Origin of the sequence: Bradyrhizobium sp. HKCCYLRH2015, assembly GCF_051168215.1 — a bacterium.
Taxonomy (GTDB): domain Bacteria; phylum Pseudomonadota; class Alphaproteobacteria; order Rhizobiales; family Xanthobacteraceae; genus Bradyrhizobium.
In genome coordinates, this window is the sequence record NZ_JBNPUO010000008.1 from 87,779 (window position 1) to 104,153 (window position 16,375).

A 16,375-nucleotide genomic window follows, 5' to 3' on the forward strand; every position below is an offset into this window, starting at 1 on the left:
TTCACCGGGAGAGGGTTGGGGTGAGGGGCAGCCGCACGGGAAGTGCGAGTGGTTGGACCTGTCCCCCCTCACCTGGATTGCATCTGACGATGCGATCCGACCTCTCCCCGCAAGCGGGGAGAGGTTAGGGCTCGCGCGCCGCAAGACTGCGCCCATGATCTCGCAGTTTGACAATGCATCATGGAGCCATCGTTGAGTTTCGTCGCCAAGCATCAGTTGTGGACCGTCGAGCAGGCCGAGGCCGCAGTGCGCATGCGCCGCCTCGCCGAGGAGCACGGCCTCACCACCATCCGCTTCTCGTTCCCGGACCAGCACGGCATCCTGCGCGGCAAGACGCTCACTGTCGATGCTGCGTTGTCCTCGCTCGAGGACGGCTGCTCGATCACGACGACCCTGCTCGCCAAGGACACCTCGCATCGCACCGTGTTTCCGGTGTTCACCGCCGGCGGTGGCTTCGGCATGGCCGAGATGCAGGGCGGCAGCGATGCACTGATGGTCGCCGATCCCACCACGTTCCGCGTCCTGCCCTGGGCGTCCGGCACCGGCTGGGTGCTCTGTGATCTGTACTTCGCCAACGGTGCGCCGGTCCCGTTCGCCACGCGCAATCTCTACCGGTCGGCATTGGCGACGCTCGAACAGCGTGGCTATCAGTTCATGGCCGGCCTCGAGGTCGAGTGCCACATCTTCAAGGTCGAGGATCCCAGGCTCGCGCCCGGTGATGCCGGCTCGCCCGGTCAGCCCGGCGTGCCGCCGACGGTCAGCCTGCTGACCCAGGGCTATCAATATCTCACCGAGCAGCGCTTCGATCAGATGGAGCCGGCGCTCGAGATCATCAGGGCCAATCTTGTCGCGCTCGGCCTGCCATTGCGCTCGATCGAGCTCGAATATGGCCCGAGCCAGTGCGAGTTCGTCCTGCAGCCGGCGCTCGGGCTCGCGCCTGCAGATACGATGGTGCTGTTCCGCAGCGCCGTGAAGCAGATCTGCCAGCGCCACGGCTATCACGCCACCTTCATGTGCCGGCCGCGCATCCCCAACGTGATGTCGTCGGGCTGGCATCTGCACCAGTCGCTGGTGGCGCGCGACGGCGGCAACGCCTTCATGACCGAGGATGCCGAAGGTCTGTCCGCGCTCGGCCGCCACTACATGGCGGGCCTGCTCGCGCATGCGCGCGCCTCGGCGCTGTTTTCGACGCCGACGATCAACGGCTACCGGCGCTACCGCGCCTATTCGCTGGCGCCGGACCGTGCCATCTGGGGCCGCGACAACAGAGGCGTCATGATCCGCGTGCTCGGCGGCCCCGGCGATCGCGCCACGCGCCTGGAGAACCGCATCGGCGAGCCCGCCGCCAATCCCTATCTCTACATGGCGTCGCAGATCGCAGCCGGCCTCGATGGCATCGACCGCAAGCTCGAGCCGGGACCGTCGGCCGATGTGCCCTATGAGACCAAGGCGAGCCTGCTGCCGAAATCGCTGCGCGAGGCCGTCGATGCGCTGAAGGATGACGCGTTCTTCCGCCAGGCGTTCGGTTCGACCTTCGTCGACTACTACACCTTCATCAAGAATGCTGAGCTCGAGCGCTTCCAGGCGGAGGTCTCCGACTGGGAGCAGCGCGAATATTTCGAGATGTTCTGACGGCGATGCACCGCCTCACCGGCTGCGCACCAGCCCGCCGTCGACCTGGTTGTTTTGCCCGGTGACGTAGGCCGCGGCCCCGCGGCGCGGGTATTTCCGTATCCGCCGGATTTGTTCCCGCGCCGCCGCGTCGCATTTTCGTGAGTCCTGTGTCCGTTATTCCGCGCGCAAGCGGGCCTGCGGGAACCCGATCCCATCCAGCGGCATATCGAAGGAGTCGTTGCACAACTCACGCCGGTGCCGGCGCGACCCTGCATGTCATGGCGATGGAAGGCGGAGCAAGGAAGCATGTTGGAACACGGGCCGCAGCGCGATCGCGCGATTGTCGACAGCGGCGATGCATCCGATCTGTCGTCTGAGCGCCACGACATCTTCTTCGCGGCCGTCGAGACCACGCGGATGCCGATGATCGTCACCGATCCGCGCCAGCCTGACAATCCGATCCTGTTCGCCAACCGGGCGTTCCTGGAGATGACCGGCTACGCGCTGTCCGAGATCGTCGGAGCCAATTGCCGTTTCCTGCAGGGGCCGGACACCGACCGCGACACCATCGCGGCGATCCGCACCGCGATCGCCAACCGCCAGGACATTGCGGTGGAGATCCTCAACTATCGCAAGAACGGCGCTGCGTTCTGGAATGCGCTGTTCGTCAGCCCGGTCTACAACCGCGACGGCGAGCTGGTCTATTATTTCGGCTCGCAGCTCGACGTGTCGCGCCGGCGCGACGCCGAGAGCGCGCTGGTGCAGTCGCAGAAGATGGAGGCGATCGGCCAGCTCACCGGCGGCATCGCGCACGACTTCAACAACATTCTTCAGGTGATCATCGGCTACACCGAGACCCTGCAGGGCGCCGTCAGCGAGCTTGCCCCGCGTCACCGCCGCGCCGTCGAGAACATCCGGTCGGCCGCCAACCGGGCCGCGACCCTCACCCAGCAGCTGCTGTCGTTCGCGCGCAAACAGCGGCTCGACAGCCGGCCGATCAACCTCAACAACATGATCGAGACCATGGTGCAGATGGCGCGCCACACGCTCGGCGACAGCGTGCGCATCGTCGTCAAGGCGCAGCCCGGCCTGTGGAACAGCCGTGTCGACCAGACCCAGGCGGAGGTCGCGCTGCTCAATCTGTTCGTCAACGCGCGCGATGCGATGCCGCACGGCGGCACGTTGACCATCCGCACCGAGAACAAGGAGATCGCGGAGGAGGACATCGTGCAGTTCGGCGTGCCCAAGGGCGGGCGCTATGTCGCGCTGAAAGTGTCCGACGACGGCGTCGGCATTCCGCACCACATTCTCGCGCGGGTCGCCGAGCCGTTCTTCACCACCAAGGAGGAGGGCAAGGGCACCGGGCTCGGCCTCGCCATGGTCTACGGCTTCACCCGCCAGTCCGGCGGCAGCACCTATATCTACAGCGAGGTCGGGCAGGGCACGACTGTGCAGCTGCTGTTTCCGGCGACCGAGCAGGCGATCGCTGCGCCGTCGATCCGGCCGCAGATGGCGATGGACCGCACCGGCAGCGAACGCATCCTTATCGTCGAGGACCGCCATGAAGTCGCCGAGCTGGCGCGCTCGATCCTGGAGGATTTCGGCTATCGTACCGAGGTCGCGGCCAATGCGCATGCCGCGCTCGAGCTGTTGGATTCGGAGGTCCGCTTCGATCTGCTGTTCACCGATCTCGTGATGCCCGGCGGCATGAACGGCACCGTGCTGGCGCGCGAGGCGCGCAAGCGCCAGCCGAAATTGAAGGTGCTGCTGACGACCGGCTATTCCGATGCCGCGGTCGAGCGCGCCGACGCCAACATCGGCGAGTTCGAGATCATCAACAAGCCGTACCGCCGCACCGATCTGGTCCGCCGCGTCAGGCAATTGCTCGACGGCCCGACCGGCGTGACCTGATGCGACGCTTGACCAGGCGACTCCTCGCATCGAAAGTCGGGCTGGAGAGCGGAGATCCAACCATGCGTCACGTCACGGTGCAGACACCGGCCGATGCGCCAGTCCTTCAGCCCCGCGGTGAGCCACGGGAACTGGGCGTGGTCGCAGCCGGTGCCTATGCCAATGGCCGCCGCGTCGCCGACATTCAGATCGAGGACGCCGGCGCCTGGAGCAAGCGGCCCGGCCACGTGGTGTGGATCGGGCTGCACGAGCCCGACGCGGCGCTGTTGCAGCGCGTCGCGGATCAGTTCGGCCTGCACGAGCTCGCGATCGAGGATGCGTCGAAGGCGCACCAGCAGCCCAAGGTCGAGCGCTACGGCGATGCGCTGTTCGTCGTCGCCCGCACCGCGCAGCTCGTCAAGGAGCACATCGTGTTCGGCGAGACCCACATCTTTGTCGGCCCCGGCTTCGTGGTCTCGGTGCGCCACGGCGCCTCGACCTCCTATGGCGCGGTGCGCGAGCGCTGCGAGAGCTGTCCGGGCTCGCTCGCCAAGGGCGAGGACTACATCCTCTATGCAATCCTCGACTTCATCGTCGACAATTACCGGCCGGTGACCGAGAGCATCATGGCCGAGGTCGAGACGCTGGAGGAGGTCGTGCTGCAGCGGCCGCTCGCGCGCCACGAGGTCGACCGGCTGTATCGCCTGCGCCGCGACCTGCTGCGGCTGCGCCGCGCCGTCGGCCCCGTCGTCGACGTCTGCAAGCGGCTCGAGCATGTCGACAACGTCGCGATCGACGCCGAAATGGCGCCGTTGTTTCGCGACGTGCTCGACCACGCCAAGCGCGCCGAGGAGGATGCGGATTCCCTGCGCGAGATCCTCGCCTTCGTGTTCGAGGCCAGCATGATGGCCGGCCAGGCGCAACAGACCGACATCGCGCGGCGGCTGGCCGCCTGGGCGGCCATCCTCGCGGTGCCGACCGCCGTCGCCGGCATCTACGGCATGAACTTCGAGCACATGCCGGAGCTGAAATGGCAATACGGCTACTACGCCGTGCTGGGCTTCATCGCCACCGTATGCAGCGTGCTGTACTGGCAGTTCCGCCGGCGCGGATGGCTGTGAGGGGACGGGCCGCCGGTCCCTCCTCGCGAAGCGGGTTCAGCCACATGCGCGCGGCGCGTGGGCGCTGCTGCAAATCCCCTGCGCCGAGGCCGCCGAGCACGACGCGGCGCGGGTGACATCGAATTGCCCCTGAGGAAGCAACGGGCTGCCATGGCGCAACGTCACGCCGCGGCGGATCGCCCGGGATGTGCGGACCACCACGCGGCGATGGCCTCCGTCAGCTCGTCCCAGATCGCGGTCGGCAGATCAGGCACGGCGACGCGCACGCTGTAGCGATCCGTGGTGGCGTCGTGAAACCATTCCGTCGCAGCGAAATCGAAGCCGAAGCTGCCGGCGTGGCGGATCGGAAGCCCGGCGCGCCGGAGATCATCACTCATGGCGGTTGCGGCTTGCCGGGCGGTGGCCTCGTCGAGCGGCGCGCGACCGGCGAGCGTGACGTAGAGGCCGTGCGCGAAGTCGAGCTCCGCGGTCAGGCCGCGCAGCGTGGTCGCGAAGTGGCGCCGCGCCCGCCGGCTGTTGCGCAGGATGGCGGCCACGCGTCGCGCGGTCAGCTCGCGATAGGCCGGCAGGCCGACGTAAGGCGGGAAATGCGCCGGCAGCGCCGCGCCGCCGAGCAGCCTGACGGCGTTGCGCGTCTCGTCCGGCAGCGCCCGAAGCACAATGCGGCCCGCGGCGCCGGCCTTGCTCCAATCGGCGAAAGCGACCGAGCCGAGCCGGCCATATTCAGCGCCGAGCGAGTCGAGCTTGGTGTGGCTGCGCACCATCACGACCGGCACGTCCCAGCGCCGCGTCCAGGCCAGCACGCGGCGAATGCGGCCGGAGCCGTTGGCAAAGCAGGTGGTGTCGAAGATCAGGAGATCGATCGCCGGGCGGTCGCAACCCAGCACGGCTTCGAAGCGCGGCGCGGTCGCGCTGGAATCGATCAGCAGCAGCCGCGGCGCGGGCGAGCGCTGCGCCAGCGCGGCGGCCAGGTCGCGGGTCAGCGTCACCGGGCGCAGATGCCGCGCATGCGCCGCGACCAGCTCCTGCGTCTCGCCATAGGAGCCCGGCAGCATCAAGAGGTCCGCCGTGCCGAGAACGGGCCGCGTCGCCAGCAGCAGTGCCGCGATCGCCGCCATGCCGGAGATGGTGTAGATGGTGTCATGGCGGCTCTCGCCCGCCGCGTAGAACGACGGCCCGCGCACGTCGAGATCGGCGCGCTGATAGTCGTAGCTGAAGGCGAACGGGCCGGCGCGATGATCGTCCGCATCCGCCCAGGCCGTCTCTGTCGCGGTCCAGTCGCTGAGCGCGTGCTCGGCCTTCAGCGCGGCCGTGAGCTGAAACTTGCGCCGGATGACCTCCATCACCGAGCGCGGCGCCGGCAGCGCATGCGGTCTCCGCAGGCAGCAATTCAGGAGCTGCAGCTCCTGATGCTTGCGGGCGAGATAGGCTTCGATCGTCTCCATCGGGCTCTTCATGGGTGATGCTGGCGGCCGGGATGCAACGCGTGGGGATCGCGATGGGTCCAACGGAGTGCGGCAACGCGGCGCGGTTTGCTGTAGTCTGGCCGGACAAGGAGGAGACGATGGGCAGGGAACTCGAAGGCAAGGTGGCGGCGGTCACCGGCGCGGCGTCGGGCATCGGCCTGGCCAGCAGCGCGGCGATGCTGGCGGCCGGCGCGCGCGTCGTCATGATCGATCGCGACGCCGCGGCGCTGGCGAAGCTGCGCGAGACCCATGGCGACGCCGTGATCCCCGTCGTGATCGACCTGCTCGATCCCGCTGATTGCGCCACCCTTCTGCCGCGCGTCCTCGATGCGGCCGGACGGCTCGACATCCTCCACGCCAATGCCGGCAGCTATCTCGGCGGCGATCTCGTCGACGCCAGGACCGACGCGATCGACCGCATGCTGAACCTCAACGTCAATGTCGTCATGAAGAATGTGCGCGACGTTCTCCCGCACATGATCGCGCGCGGGTCGGGCGACATCATCGTCACCAGCTCGCTCGCGGCGCATTACCCGACGCCGTGGGAGCCGGTCTATGCGTCGTCGAAATGGGCGATCGACTGCTTCGTGCAGACGGTGCGGCGCCAGGTGTTCAAGCACGGCATCCGCGTCGGCGCGATCTCGCCCGGCCCGGTGGTCACCGCGCTGATCGCCGACTGGCCGGCCGAGAAGCTGAAGGAGGCGCGCGAGTCCGGCAGCCTGCTGGAGCCCTCGGAGGTCGCCGAGGTGATCATGTTCATGCTGACCCGTCCGCGCGGCATGACCATCCGCGACGTCGTGATGCTGCCGACGAATTTCGATCTGTAGGGCCGTCCAAAATTTCCCGAGCTGGACTCAACCCCAAGTCGTCGCCGCGCGTCAGGACATTCTTCGAGCGGGGCGGGATGACCTGTCCGGCGCCCGTGTCTCCGATCAAGGACGCGCGACGTCTCCGTGGAACTACGGGGGTCGAATTAAGCGCAACCTTAATCATACGGAACCTAGCGTGAGCCCGCGCAATCCGGGGGCAATAATGAAGATCGGCCGACTTTTCGCAATTTCCATGCTGTCGGTGACGGCTTTGGCCGTCCTCCCTTCTGCTCAAGTCGTGATCGAGCAGGTCAGGGCTGTCAGCAACAAGGCCGAGGCGATCAAGACGGTCGAGGCGTTCGGCGCCGTGCTGCTCTACGCGCAGGACGTGGTCGGCCATCGCGCCCCCTACATCACGCCCATATTCCAGGATTCGCCCGCGACGCCCGCGCAGCTCGAAGGCGTGCGCAAGATCAGGCAATCGGCCGAGGCATCCTTCGCCAGGGCGCGCGCGCAGCTGGCGAACGTCTCCAACAGCGAGGCGATCACACGCAGCCTGGACCAGGCCTCGTCCAAGCTGAACGAGATCCTCGCCAAGGTGGACCCCACGCTGACCGCGCCGCTGAACGCGCGTGATCCGGCCGTCATCAAGAGCTTTCTCCCAGGGGTCACCCAGGTCGCCCTGGCGATCGAGCCGATCCTGAACCAGCTGCAGAACCGCATCGCCAATGCCGACGCGTCGCTGACGACGCTGCTCGACGTCGCCCGCACCGCGCAGGACCTGCGCGTGACCGCCGGCGGCCGGGCTGCCGCGCTGTCGCCGGCGCTCAGCGCCCGCCGCGCCGTCACTCCGGCCGAGAAGGCGGCGATGGACCGCGCCCAGGGCCGCACCGAGGCCGACCGCGAGCGCCTGGATGCCGGCATCGACCAGCTCGGCAATCCGGAGCGGCTGCTCGCGGCGTTCAAGGAGGCGCGTGACGCCTATTTCGGGCGCGCCGTTCCGATCGTCGACAAGGACATCGCAGCCGGGCTCGGCGATCTCAACTACGCACTCACCGCCGACAGCCTGGCCGAGGCGGTCGTCCCGGCCGTGCAGAAGTTCTTCGTCGTGCGCGACGCCGCGATCGGCGAGGCCCGCGACCGCGCCGTCGCGGCGCGCGATGCGGCCTATCTGATGCTCGCGCTGGCGACGGCGGTGGTCGCGGCGCTCGCCGGCATTCTCGTGTTCGTCACCCTGCTGCTACGCCGCCGCGTGATCAACCCGATCGTGGCCCTGACCGGCCTGATCGGCGAGATGGCGGCCGGCCATGACGACGTGGCGATCCCGACGATCGATCGCGACGACGAGATCGCCGCGATGACCGGCTCGCTGCAGACCTTCAAGGAGGCGCTGCTGGAGAAGAAGCGCGCCGAGCAGGCGGCCGCGGCCGACGCGCAGGCCAAGATCGAGCGCGGCCAGCGTGTCGAGCGTTTCACCCGCGAGTTCGAGATGGCGATCGGCGAGGTCGTCGGCATCGTGTCGTCAGCGTCGGCCGACCTGGAGCGCTCGGCCTCGTCGCTGACGACGACCGCCGGCCGCTCGCTGGAGCTCGCCACCGTCGTCACCCAGGCGTCCGAGGAGGCCTCGACCAACGTGCATTCGGTCGCCGCGGCCGCCGAGGAGATGAGCTCATCGGTCACCGAGATCAGCCGCCAGGTGCAGGACTCGGCACGCATCGCCAACGAGGCGTTGGCGCAGGCGCGCAAGACCAACGACAACGTCGCCGAGCTCGCCAAGGCCGCCGCGCGGATCGGCGACGTCGTCGAGCTGATCAATGCGATCGCCGGCCAGACCAACCTGCTCGCGCTCAACGCCACCATCGAGGCCGCCCGCGCCGGCGAGGCCGGACGCGGCTTCGCGGTGGTCGCCTCGGAGGTGAAGGCGCTGGCCGAGCAGACCGCCAAGGCCACCGGCGAGATCGGCCAGCAGATCGGCGGCATCCAGGCGGCGACCCAGGAGTCGGTCGGCTCGATCAAGGAGATCGGCGAGACCATCGCCCGGATGTCGGAGATCGCGTCCGCCATCGCCTCCGCCGTCGAGGAGCAGAGCTCGGCGACGCGCGAGATCTCGCGCAACGTCCAGCAGGCGGCGCACGGCACCCAGCAGGTGTCGGCCAACATCGCCAGCGTCCGGCATGGCGCCGACGAGACCGGCTCGGCCTCGTCGCAGGTGCTGTCCGCCGCGAAGTCGCTGTCCGGCCAGAGCAGCCGCCTCCGCGACGAGGTCAGCAGGTTCCTCGACTCGGTGCGGGCGGCGTGAGGGTGCATTTTGCGTGGCCACGACGAGGGCCGCGCATCGCCACCCGATCGCAGCAGCTGTAGCCCGCATGAGCGCAAGCGACATGCGGGGCCGGCCCCCTCAGATATCGGTGCCGCTCATGCGGGCTACAGCTACTCAGATCTGCGCTGCTGCCGATGCTCCGCGATCGGACCGATCGCGCCCTTTGTTCTTCTCGGCTGCCCCATTCTCCCGCGAACGCGGGAATCCATAACCCCAGGCGGCGAGACAGGTTCAACTGAAGTGGACCCCACGCACGGGACCATGGATCGCCGAAATTAAGGTGTGATCACGCCTGCCTTGTCGTTCAAATCAAGCAGCTTCCTGCTGCTGCGTTTGGGCCTGCTGTGGGGATGTGGGCAACGCGTTTGCGTTGTCAAAGCGAAGCGGCATATCCACAGTCTGGGCCGCCTCGATCACATCCATGCCGGCGCACCATGCCGCCATGGAAAACTGATTGTTCATCGCCTGGTGCGGGCGGCGATGATTATAAAAGGTCATCCATGAGCCGATGCCGTCTCGCGCTTCGCGCCCGTCAGCATAGGCTTTCAGATGCACTTCCTCATACTTGATCGAGCGCCACAATCGTTCGATGAAGATGTTGTCCATGAAACGGCCGCGTCCGTCGATCGAAATCGCAATGCCTGCAGCCTCCAGCCTGCCGGTGAAGGCTGAGCTGGTGAACTGCGCGCCCTGATCGGTGTTGAAGATCTTAGGCCGGCCGTGCCGCGCCATCGCCTCGTCGGGCGCAGCGATGCAAAAGCCCGTATCCATCGTGTTCGACAAGCGCCACGCCAGCACCGCCCGGGTGGCTCAGTCGATGATCGCCACCAGATACAGGAACCCCTGCGCCATCGGAATGTAGGTGATGTCGGCCGCCCAGACGTGATTGGGCATCGGTGATGCTGACGCCGCGCAGCAGATAGGGATGGATCTTGTGGCCGGAGACGGCCTTGCTGGTGCCGGGGCGCGGGACCAGCGCCAGTACCGTTAACGGACCGCCGGACAATGGTTGAAGTTTCCGATACAGCTGCTCTTTGAGTTTTCCTTCCAACCCTCTCCCTTTGAGGGGTTTCCAAGACATGTCTTGCAAGAAGTGGTCGACGTCGTGCCCTTGCAACCTAGGTTTTTGTAGCAAGTGCCCGCGTGGACGGTCCAAGGAATGAAAACAATCGCGACTATTGCGGCGGCGGTGCAGATATTTCTCATCGTTTTTTCCCATTTGAAGCGGTGATGGTCTCGATCGAGCCGATAAGCGAAGGGCTCGACCAGCATTTCGGTCGCCAAAGCGGGCACGGCATTGGTAGCTACCAATGTTAACGCTGGAGACTTAAACCGACATCGGGGTCGCACCCCGTTTTCGCATTGGGAGAATCCCCCATGGGCCGCCCAGCTTCGCACGCGTGAACTTGCCGGACGCAGACGGGCATGGATCAAGGCGCCGGTGCGCCGTAAGGGTCGCCGAGCAGCACGCTGCGGATCGCCACCAGAAGGTCTTCCGTCATCTCCCGCTTGGCGACGTAGCCGTCGGTGCCGGATTCGAAAGCGCGGCGGACGTATTGCGGCGAATCATGCCTGTTCGATCCAGGTAGCGGCAGACGAACAAAGCGCGCGCGAACGTCTCTCACCAGATCCAAACCATTGCTATCGCCAAGGAACAAATTGACGATCCCTAGATCGGGTTTCGTGGCCGCGATGGCCACGAGCGCATCCCGTTGGGTGGCCGCCAAGGCACATACGACAAGATCGGGCTCAGCATTGATCAGCGCGGTCAGCCTGCGCCGCATCAGGGGTGACTGTCCACAATGAGCAGACGCCGCTTGCGCCGTGCTGATCGCGCAGTCCGCTTTAGCACCATGGACCAGACCGCGTGTTCGGCCGTCGCGCTTGCCGGAAAGCGGCTTGGTCGAGAAGTCATCGGCGGCATGGCAGACGTGTATGACACTAACCGCGCACTTGGGCGAACTTTATGACTCAACCCAATCGGCCGATTGTAACCCATTGAGCCGCGCGTTGGGCGAGTTCAGCAGCCGATTCGATCGCCAGCTTATTCTTGATGTGCTCAAGATGGGATTCTACCGTTTTGACGCTGCGGTTCAGTAGACCAGCGATCTGCCGCGTGGTTCGGCCCTGACCAACGAGCCGAAATACCTGTAATTCGCGATCGCTCAGCGTGCGCACCGGCGAGGCGGCCTCGAGCGGTCGCGCGCCGACGCATCGTTCAGCCAGCCGCCGCTGCAGAGCCTCGCTCATGTAGGTCTCGCCTGCAAGCACCCGACGAATGGCAGCGATCACGGTCGATTCGAGCTGTTGTTTGGTGACATAGCCGAGGGCGCCGGCGCAAAGCGCGCGCTCGGCGAACACCTCTTCGTCGTACATCGAAAGCACCAGCGAGCGAACGCCGGGATGACGCGCCTTGATTTCCTTGACGAGGTCTAGGCCGTCGTCGTCGCCGAGAGCAAGGTCTACGATCACCAGATCAGGGCGACTGATCGCGATGGTCTTGAGCGCGGCCACGCGCGTACCGACCGCGCCGTGAACGGCGAGGCCATTTTCCGCCTCGATGAGGGCGATCAACCCGCGGCACAGCACGGGATGATCGTCGACGACAAGCAGCCTCTTCCGCACCGCGTCCGCGGCTTCATCAGCCAGGCAAGTGGGCATCGCCGATACTTTCCTGCCGTTCGTAATTCGATAACAGCGGAAACGCGCACGCAACCATGACGCCGCGACGGGCCTGCGGCTTCACAGTAAGAGAACCGCCGATCGCTCGCGCGCGGTAGTCCATGGTATAAAGCCCGATGCCGTCATGATCGCGCCATTTTTCGGGAAGCCCGACACCGTTATCCCGGATGCTCAATAGTCCCGAGCCTGCAGTGCACGCCAGACGGATCTCGATTTCGTCGGCTCGGCCGTGGCTGACCGCATTGCGGACGGCTTCTTGGGCGATGCGCACGAGGTGGCTCGTGGTTTCGCGGCCAAGATCGGGACAAGGGTTATCTTCCACAAACGCACAAAAGGCGCCATGAGCGGCGCTGACGTTGCGGGCGAGGCTCTCAAGGGAGCCGACAAGATCCGCGCTATTCAGACCGATCGAGCTGAGCCCACGGGCGAGGTCACGCGCCTCGCCGATGGTCTCGTTCAGCAATCGTACGAGTTCGGCCGCGGCCGCGGCGGGACTCGGTTGGCCACTCGCCGCCAAACTTCGCCACAGCGCCGCAGCTAGCGCCGCTAAGCCGGCGAGCGATTGGCAGAGCCCGTCGTGGAGTTCACGCCCGATGCGCTGCCTCTCGCGAGAGGCAATCGCAAGAATTTCACGTTCAAGAATTTCTTGTTGCCCAATATCGCGAGTTATGGCTTCGATCTGCTCCCGTTGCATCGAAGACCAGCCAGGTTTTCTCGTGACTAAGATACACCCTTAGGATGTATCAGCAGTATGATCGAGTCAACTTCAAAGATCGATTTAAACCGCATAACTTTATGTACATTAGAGCTACGCGCCGCACCGTTGTAATTGTCGATCGGCAGGGCGCCGATGAAGCTCATCGCGTCGACGGAGAGCACTGCGCCGCCATTCGTCGTCTTTCCCGACGCTAGCATGAGCCAGTGGACGCTGAGCCTTGCAGCTTCCATACGCATGAAATGTGGACGTGAGGTGAAGGTCTCACAGGCGTTGAATAGCGGGCGGCGGGTTTATCCTCATTCATGATTGATCGCCTCGGCAACTCTGTTGAGGCAATCTCATGACAGGCAAGATCAAACCAATCTCGATCTGTCTCGCGGGCGCCCGACCGCAAGGTACGACCGCCGTGCTTCCACATCAGTTGCGCGAAGCGAAATGCAACGACAGCGGTCGCCACGCTTCCATTAGACGTCCGTGTAGCAGCCAGTCCTCCGGCTTCCGTCGGCTTTGGTGAAGTGCGTGCGTGCATTCACGGCACCGATGTCTCCAAGGATCCTGATCTGGATGTCGCTGCCGGAAATCTCGGTGACCGGCGACTTCCGGGCGACTTGCTGCAGTAAGCCGGCGCGGTGGAGGACGGTCCCGTCCGGGGATTACGGTGACGCTGCACCAAACAAAGCCCCCTCCGCCGCCTGCATCCCAGCTCTGCTAAAACTGCCCGTCGTGCCACTCTGCCGCACTCATTCCCCTTGTGTCGTCGGGCAAATCACCTGCACATTTTCCGCCGTCCCGTGCTCATCGAAGAGGGGCGTTCGCGAGTCGTCACGAGCGTTGGGTGTGGGATGCGGTGGCCGGGTCGGAGTTGCAGCGCGCATTCGCGAGCGGACGAACAACTTCGATGCGGACGGCGAAGTCGCGTGGTCCTGGCCTCCCGACGCTGAGGTCAAGCTCGCTGATGTGCGTCGCGCGCATCGCGGGTGATGGGGGCAACAAAGCCCGGTCCCCAGGGAGAGCGCGTATAAGCCGTAAGCCCATTGCGCAGGGAGGGCCGGGTGTGTTCGGCCAGACCTGTGGTACCTGCCGCCTGCATTTTCTTTCTGCAGGCGGGCCACGGGCGCGGCCAGCGCCCGGCCTTCCCTGCGCCCTCTGTATCGAAGAGGGCGGTCTCCCAGCAAAGCTCGGACGCAAATTGCGCCGCGAGGCCGATGACGCGCATCCGCGCGTGGCCTGTGGTCCCGAGGGGTCGCCGAAGATCATGTTGGGGGAATGATGCCCTGGTGCTGCCGGACAGGATTGAACTGTCGACCTCTCCCTTACCAAGGGAGTGCTCTACCACTGAGCTACGGCAGCAAAGGGACTGGCGGGGACCGGCCCGAAGGCCGCGACCGAACGCGGGCGGTTCTTGCCACAAGGTCCCCGCCTGCGCAAGCGCGGCTCGCCCGGTTTTGCGGGAAAGACGTCAGCGCGATGCATCGAAAGGGAGCGAAAGACCTCCGGATCGGAGCGGAATCGCTCATTCGCGGCGGATTCTCGCGGTTTGCCGCTCAAGCTGCCCAGCCGGCCGTCGCCGCGACGGGCAACTCCCCATCCGGGCAGGCGACGGCCGGCCGGGCGGAACCTAGCGTCTGCGTCGCCAACGCCTCTTGGCTTTCGCATCTGCGGCCCCAATTGTGCCTCTGGTATGGGGTGACCGGGGGAAGGGGATGACGGATAAGACCGGGAAGGCGGCGCCGAAGGGCGCGCGCGAGGAGCGGCTGAAGCAGGCGCTGCGCGAGAACCTGAAGCGGCGCAAGGCGCAGAGCCGCGAGCGCAGCCAGGCGGTGACGGTCGAGAAGGACGGCTTGGACGAGGCCGCTGCCGGCGGCCCGGACGATTCGAAGCATTGAGCAGATGGTAGGCGGGGTGGGCGTGATGGCAGCGGATGACGGGATGACGGTGGATGCGGCGACACAACGGGCGGAGCTCGCGAAGACGTTGCCGCGCTTCGACCAGACTTTTCCGGAGCTGACGCCGCCGGAGATCGCGCGTCTGCGCGGCTTCGGCGAGATCCGGAGCTATCGTGACGGCGAGCTGCTGTTCGAGACCGGCAAGCCCGGCCCCGGCATGTTCGTGATTCTCAAGGGCCATGTCGCGATCACCCAGCGCGATGGCCTCGGTCACGTCACGCCGGTGATCGACCAGGGGCCGGGGCAGTTTCTGGCCGAGATCGCCCAGCTCTCCGGCCGCGTCGCGCTGGTCGACGGCCATGCCGAGGGCGACGTCGAGGTCATCCTGATTCGTCCCGAACGGCTGCGCGCGCTGTTGATCGCCGAGGCCGAGCTCGGTGAGCGCATCATGCGGGCGCTGATCCTGCGCCGGGTGAATCTCATTCAGGGCGGCGCCGGCGGCCCGGTCATGATCGGCCCGCCGCAATCGGCCGCGATCGCGCGGCTGCAAAGCTTCCTCACCCGCAACGGCTTTCCGCACCATCTGCTCGATCCCGCTGTCGATCACGACGCGGCCGACCTGATCGCGCGCTATTCGCCGACGCCGGCCGAGCTGCCGCTGGTGGTGGTGTCCGACGGCAGCGTGCTGCGCAATCCCAGCGAGACCGAGCTGGCGCGCGCCGTCGGCATGATCGGCGGTCCGCGCGGCGAGAAGATCTACGACGTCGCGGTCGTCGGCTGTGGGCCGGCGGGCCTTGCCACCGCCGTGTATGGCGCGTCGGAGGGGCTGACGGTTGCGGTGCTGGATTCGCGTGCGTTCGGCGGCCAGGCCGGCGCCAGCGCGCGCATCGAGAACTACTTCGGCTTCCCGACCGGCATCACCGGGCTCGCGCTGACCGCGCGCGCCTTCAACCAGGCGCAGAAGTTCGGCGCCGAGATCATGATCCCGGTGTCGGTCAATGCGCTCGACTGCGAGCGCAAGGCCGGCGCCTTCGTGCTGGCGCTCGAGGGCGGCGACGAGGTGCGGGCGCGCGCGATCGTGGTCGCGAGCGGCGCGCGCTATCGCCGGCCTGATCTTGCCCGGCTCAAGGAGTTCGAGGGCAGGGGCGTGTGGTACTGGGCCTCGCCGATCGAGGCGCGGCTGTGCGCCGGGCAGGAGGTTGCGCTGGTCGGCGGCGGCAATTCCGCGGGGCAGGCCGCGGTGTTTCTGTCGGGTCACGTCAAGAAGGTGCGGATGATCATCCGCGGCGGCGGGCTCGCCGCGTCGATGTCGCGCTATCTCATCGAGCGCATCGAGGCGACGCCGAACATCGAGCTGTTGTTCAACACCGAGGTGGTCGCGCTCGATGGCGGGGCAGACACGGGGCTCGAACGCATCACCTTGAAGAGCCGGCTGTCCGGCGAAGAGACGCCGGCCGACATCAGCAATCTCTTTCTGTTCGTCGGCGCCGATCCCGCCACCGGCTGGCTCGACGGCTGCGGTATCACGCTCGATCGCGCCGGCTTCGTCGTCACCGGCGCGCAGTCGGAGCAGAATGCCGGGCGGATGGTGTCGCCGCTCGAGACCTCGGTGCCCGGGGTCTATGCGGTCGGCGACGTCCGCTCCGGCTCGGTCAAGCGCGTCGGCGGCGCGATCGGCGAGGGCGCCCAGGTCGTCGCCGCGCTGCACGGGTTTCTGGCCGATGCGCTGGTCCCGCCGGTCTGATTCGCGCCTTCCGCCGCGGCGGGCCGCACCGTCAGGGGATGAATTCCCGCCGGTTGCGACCTGCCGTTGCGAACTCATCAAATCGCCGTAATGTCGGTCCTGTTGCGCCGACCTTAGCCCAATTT

General features: G+C 66.4%; 11 protein-coding genes, 1 tRNA gene and 1 pseudogene. 7 read left to right on the top strand and 6 right to left on the bottom strand.

Translation table 11 applies throughout. The annotated features are described in order from the left end of the window. Positions 1-192: 192 nt before the first annotated feature. From ACQR1H_RS21430 to ACQR1H_RS21440, 3 genes are all read left to right on the top strand, one after another. Positions 193-1,632: a glutamine synthetase family protein gene (locus ACQR1H_RS21430; RefSeq protein WP_434908157.1), complete on the top strand. Its 1,440-nt coding sequence runs from the start codon at positions 193-195 to the stop codon at positions 1,630-1,632. A 288-nt stretch (positions 1,633-1,920) separates the two neighbouring features. Then, positions 1,921-3,525 carry a hybrid sensor histidine kinase/response regulator gene (locus ACQR1H_RS21435; protein ID WP_315801498.1) on the top strand — a complete coding sequence of 535 codons (1,605 nt, stop codon included), beginning with the start codon at positions 1,921-1,923 and terminating at the stop codon, positions 3,523-3,525. A 62-nt stretch (positions 3,526-3,587) separates the two neighbouring features. Continuing rightward, positions 3,588-4,625 (top strand): magnesium and cobalt transport protein CorA, encoded by a 1,038-nt coding sequence (locus ACQR1H_RS21440; protein ID WP_316218225.1) that lies wholly within the window; start codon positions 3,588-3,590, stop codon positions 4,623-4,625. Between the two features lie 161 nt (positions 4,626-4,786). Here the strand turns inward: ACQR1H_RS21440 and ACQR1H_RS21445 are convergent, their stop codons facing one another. Continuing rightward, a complete protein-coding gene (locus tag ACQR1H_RS21445) occupies positions 4,787-6,070 on the bottom strand; it encodes a hypothetical protein (RefSeq protein WP_434874807.1) in 1,284 nt (427 codons plus the stop codon). A gap of 119 nt (positions 6,071-6,189) precedes the next feature. On the opposite strand from ACQR1H_RS21445, the gene ACQR1H_RS21450 reads away from it, so the two are divergent. Both ACQR1H_RS21450 and ACQR1H_RS21455 read left to right on the top strand, forming a co-directional pair. After that, a complete protein-coding gene (locus tag ACQR1H_RS21450; protein ID WP_315801496.1) occupies positions 6,190-6,918 on the top strand; it encodes an SDR family oxidoreductase in 729 nt (242 codons plus the stop codon). Between the two features lie 205 nt (positions 6,919-7,123). After that, entirely contained in the window at positions 7,124-9,199 is a 2,076-nt protein-coding gene (locus ACQR1H_RS21455) for a methyl-accepting chemotaxis protein (RefSeq protein ID WP_434881781.1), read from the top strand. Positions 9,200-9,529: 330 nt separating this feature from the next. Here the strand turns inward: ACQR1H_RS21455 and ACQR1H_RS21460 are convergent. The 5 genes and pseudogenes from ACQR1H_RS21460 to ACQR1H_RS21480 all read right to left on the bottom strand — a co-directional run. Beyond that, positions 9,530-10,199, bottom strand: a pseudogene (locus tag ACQR1H_RS21460) (IS3 family transposase); the annotation flags it as partial. A gap of 451 nt (positions 10,200-10,650) precedes the next feature. Beyond that, positions 10,651-11,004 carry a response regulator gene (locus ACQR1H_RS21465; RefSeq protein ID WP_434838075.1) on the bottom strand — a complete coding sequence of 118 codons (354 nt, stop codon included), beginning with the start codon at positions 11,002-11,004 and terminating at the stop codon, positions 10,651-10,653. Between the two features lie 187 nt (positions 11,005-11,191). Beyond that, entirely contained in the window at positions 11,192-11,881 is a 690-nt protein-coding gene (locus tag ACQR1H_RS21470) for a response regulator (protein WP_434838074.1), read from the bottom strand. Then, positions 11,862-12,596 carry a sensor histidine kinase gene (locus ACQR1H_RS21475; protein WP_434838073.1) on the bottom strand — a complete coding sequence of 245 codons (735 nt, stop codon included), beginning with the start codon at positions 12,594-12,596 and terminating at the stop codon, positions 11,862-11,864. The genes ACQR1H_RS21470 and ACQR1H_RS21475 overlap by 20 nt, the downstream gene beginning before the upstream one ends. A gap of 1,299 nt (positions 12,597-13,895) precedes the next feature. Continuing rightward, positions 13,896-13,970, bottom strand: a tRNA-Thr gene (locus tag ACQR1H_RS21480). A gap of 353 nt (positions 13,971-14,323) precedes the next feature. Between ACQR1H_RS21480 and ACQR1H_RS21485 the strand changes: the two genes are divergently transcribed. Together ACQR1H_RS21485 and ACQR1H_RS21490 are read left to right on the top strand one after the other, a co-directional pair. Continuing rightward, positions 14,324-14,506: a hypothetical protein gene (locus ACQR1H_RS21485; protein ID WP_434908158.1), complete on the top strand. Its 183-nt coding sequence runs from the start codon at positions 14,324-14,326 to the stop codon at positions 14,504-14,506. A gap of 25 nt (positions 14,507-14,531) precedes the next feature. Then, positions 14,532-16,250, top strand: coding sequence for an FAD-dependent oxidoreductase (locus ACQR1H_RS21490; RefSeq protein ID WP_434908159.1), 1,719 nt, complete (start codon positions 14,532-14,534; stop codon positions 16,248-16,250). The last annotated feature ends 125 nt before the right edge of the window (positions 16,251-16,375 follow it).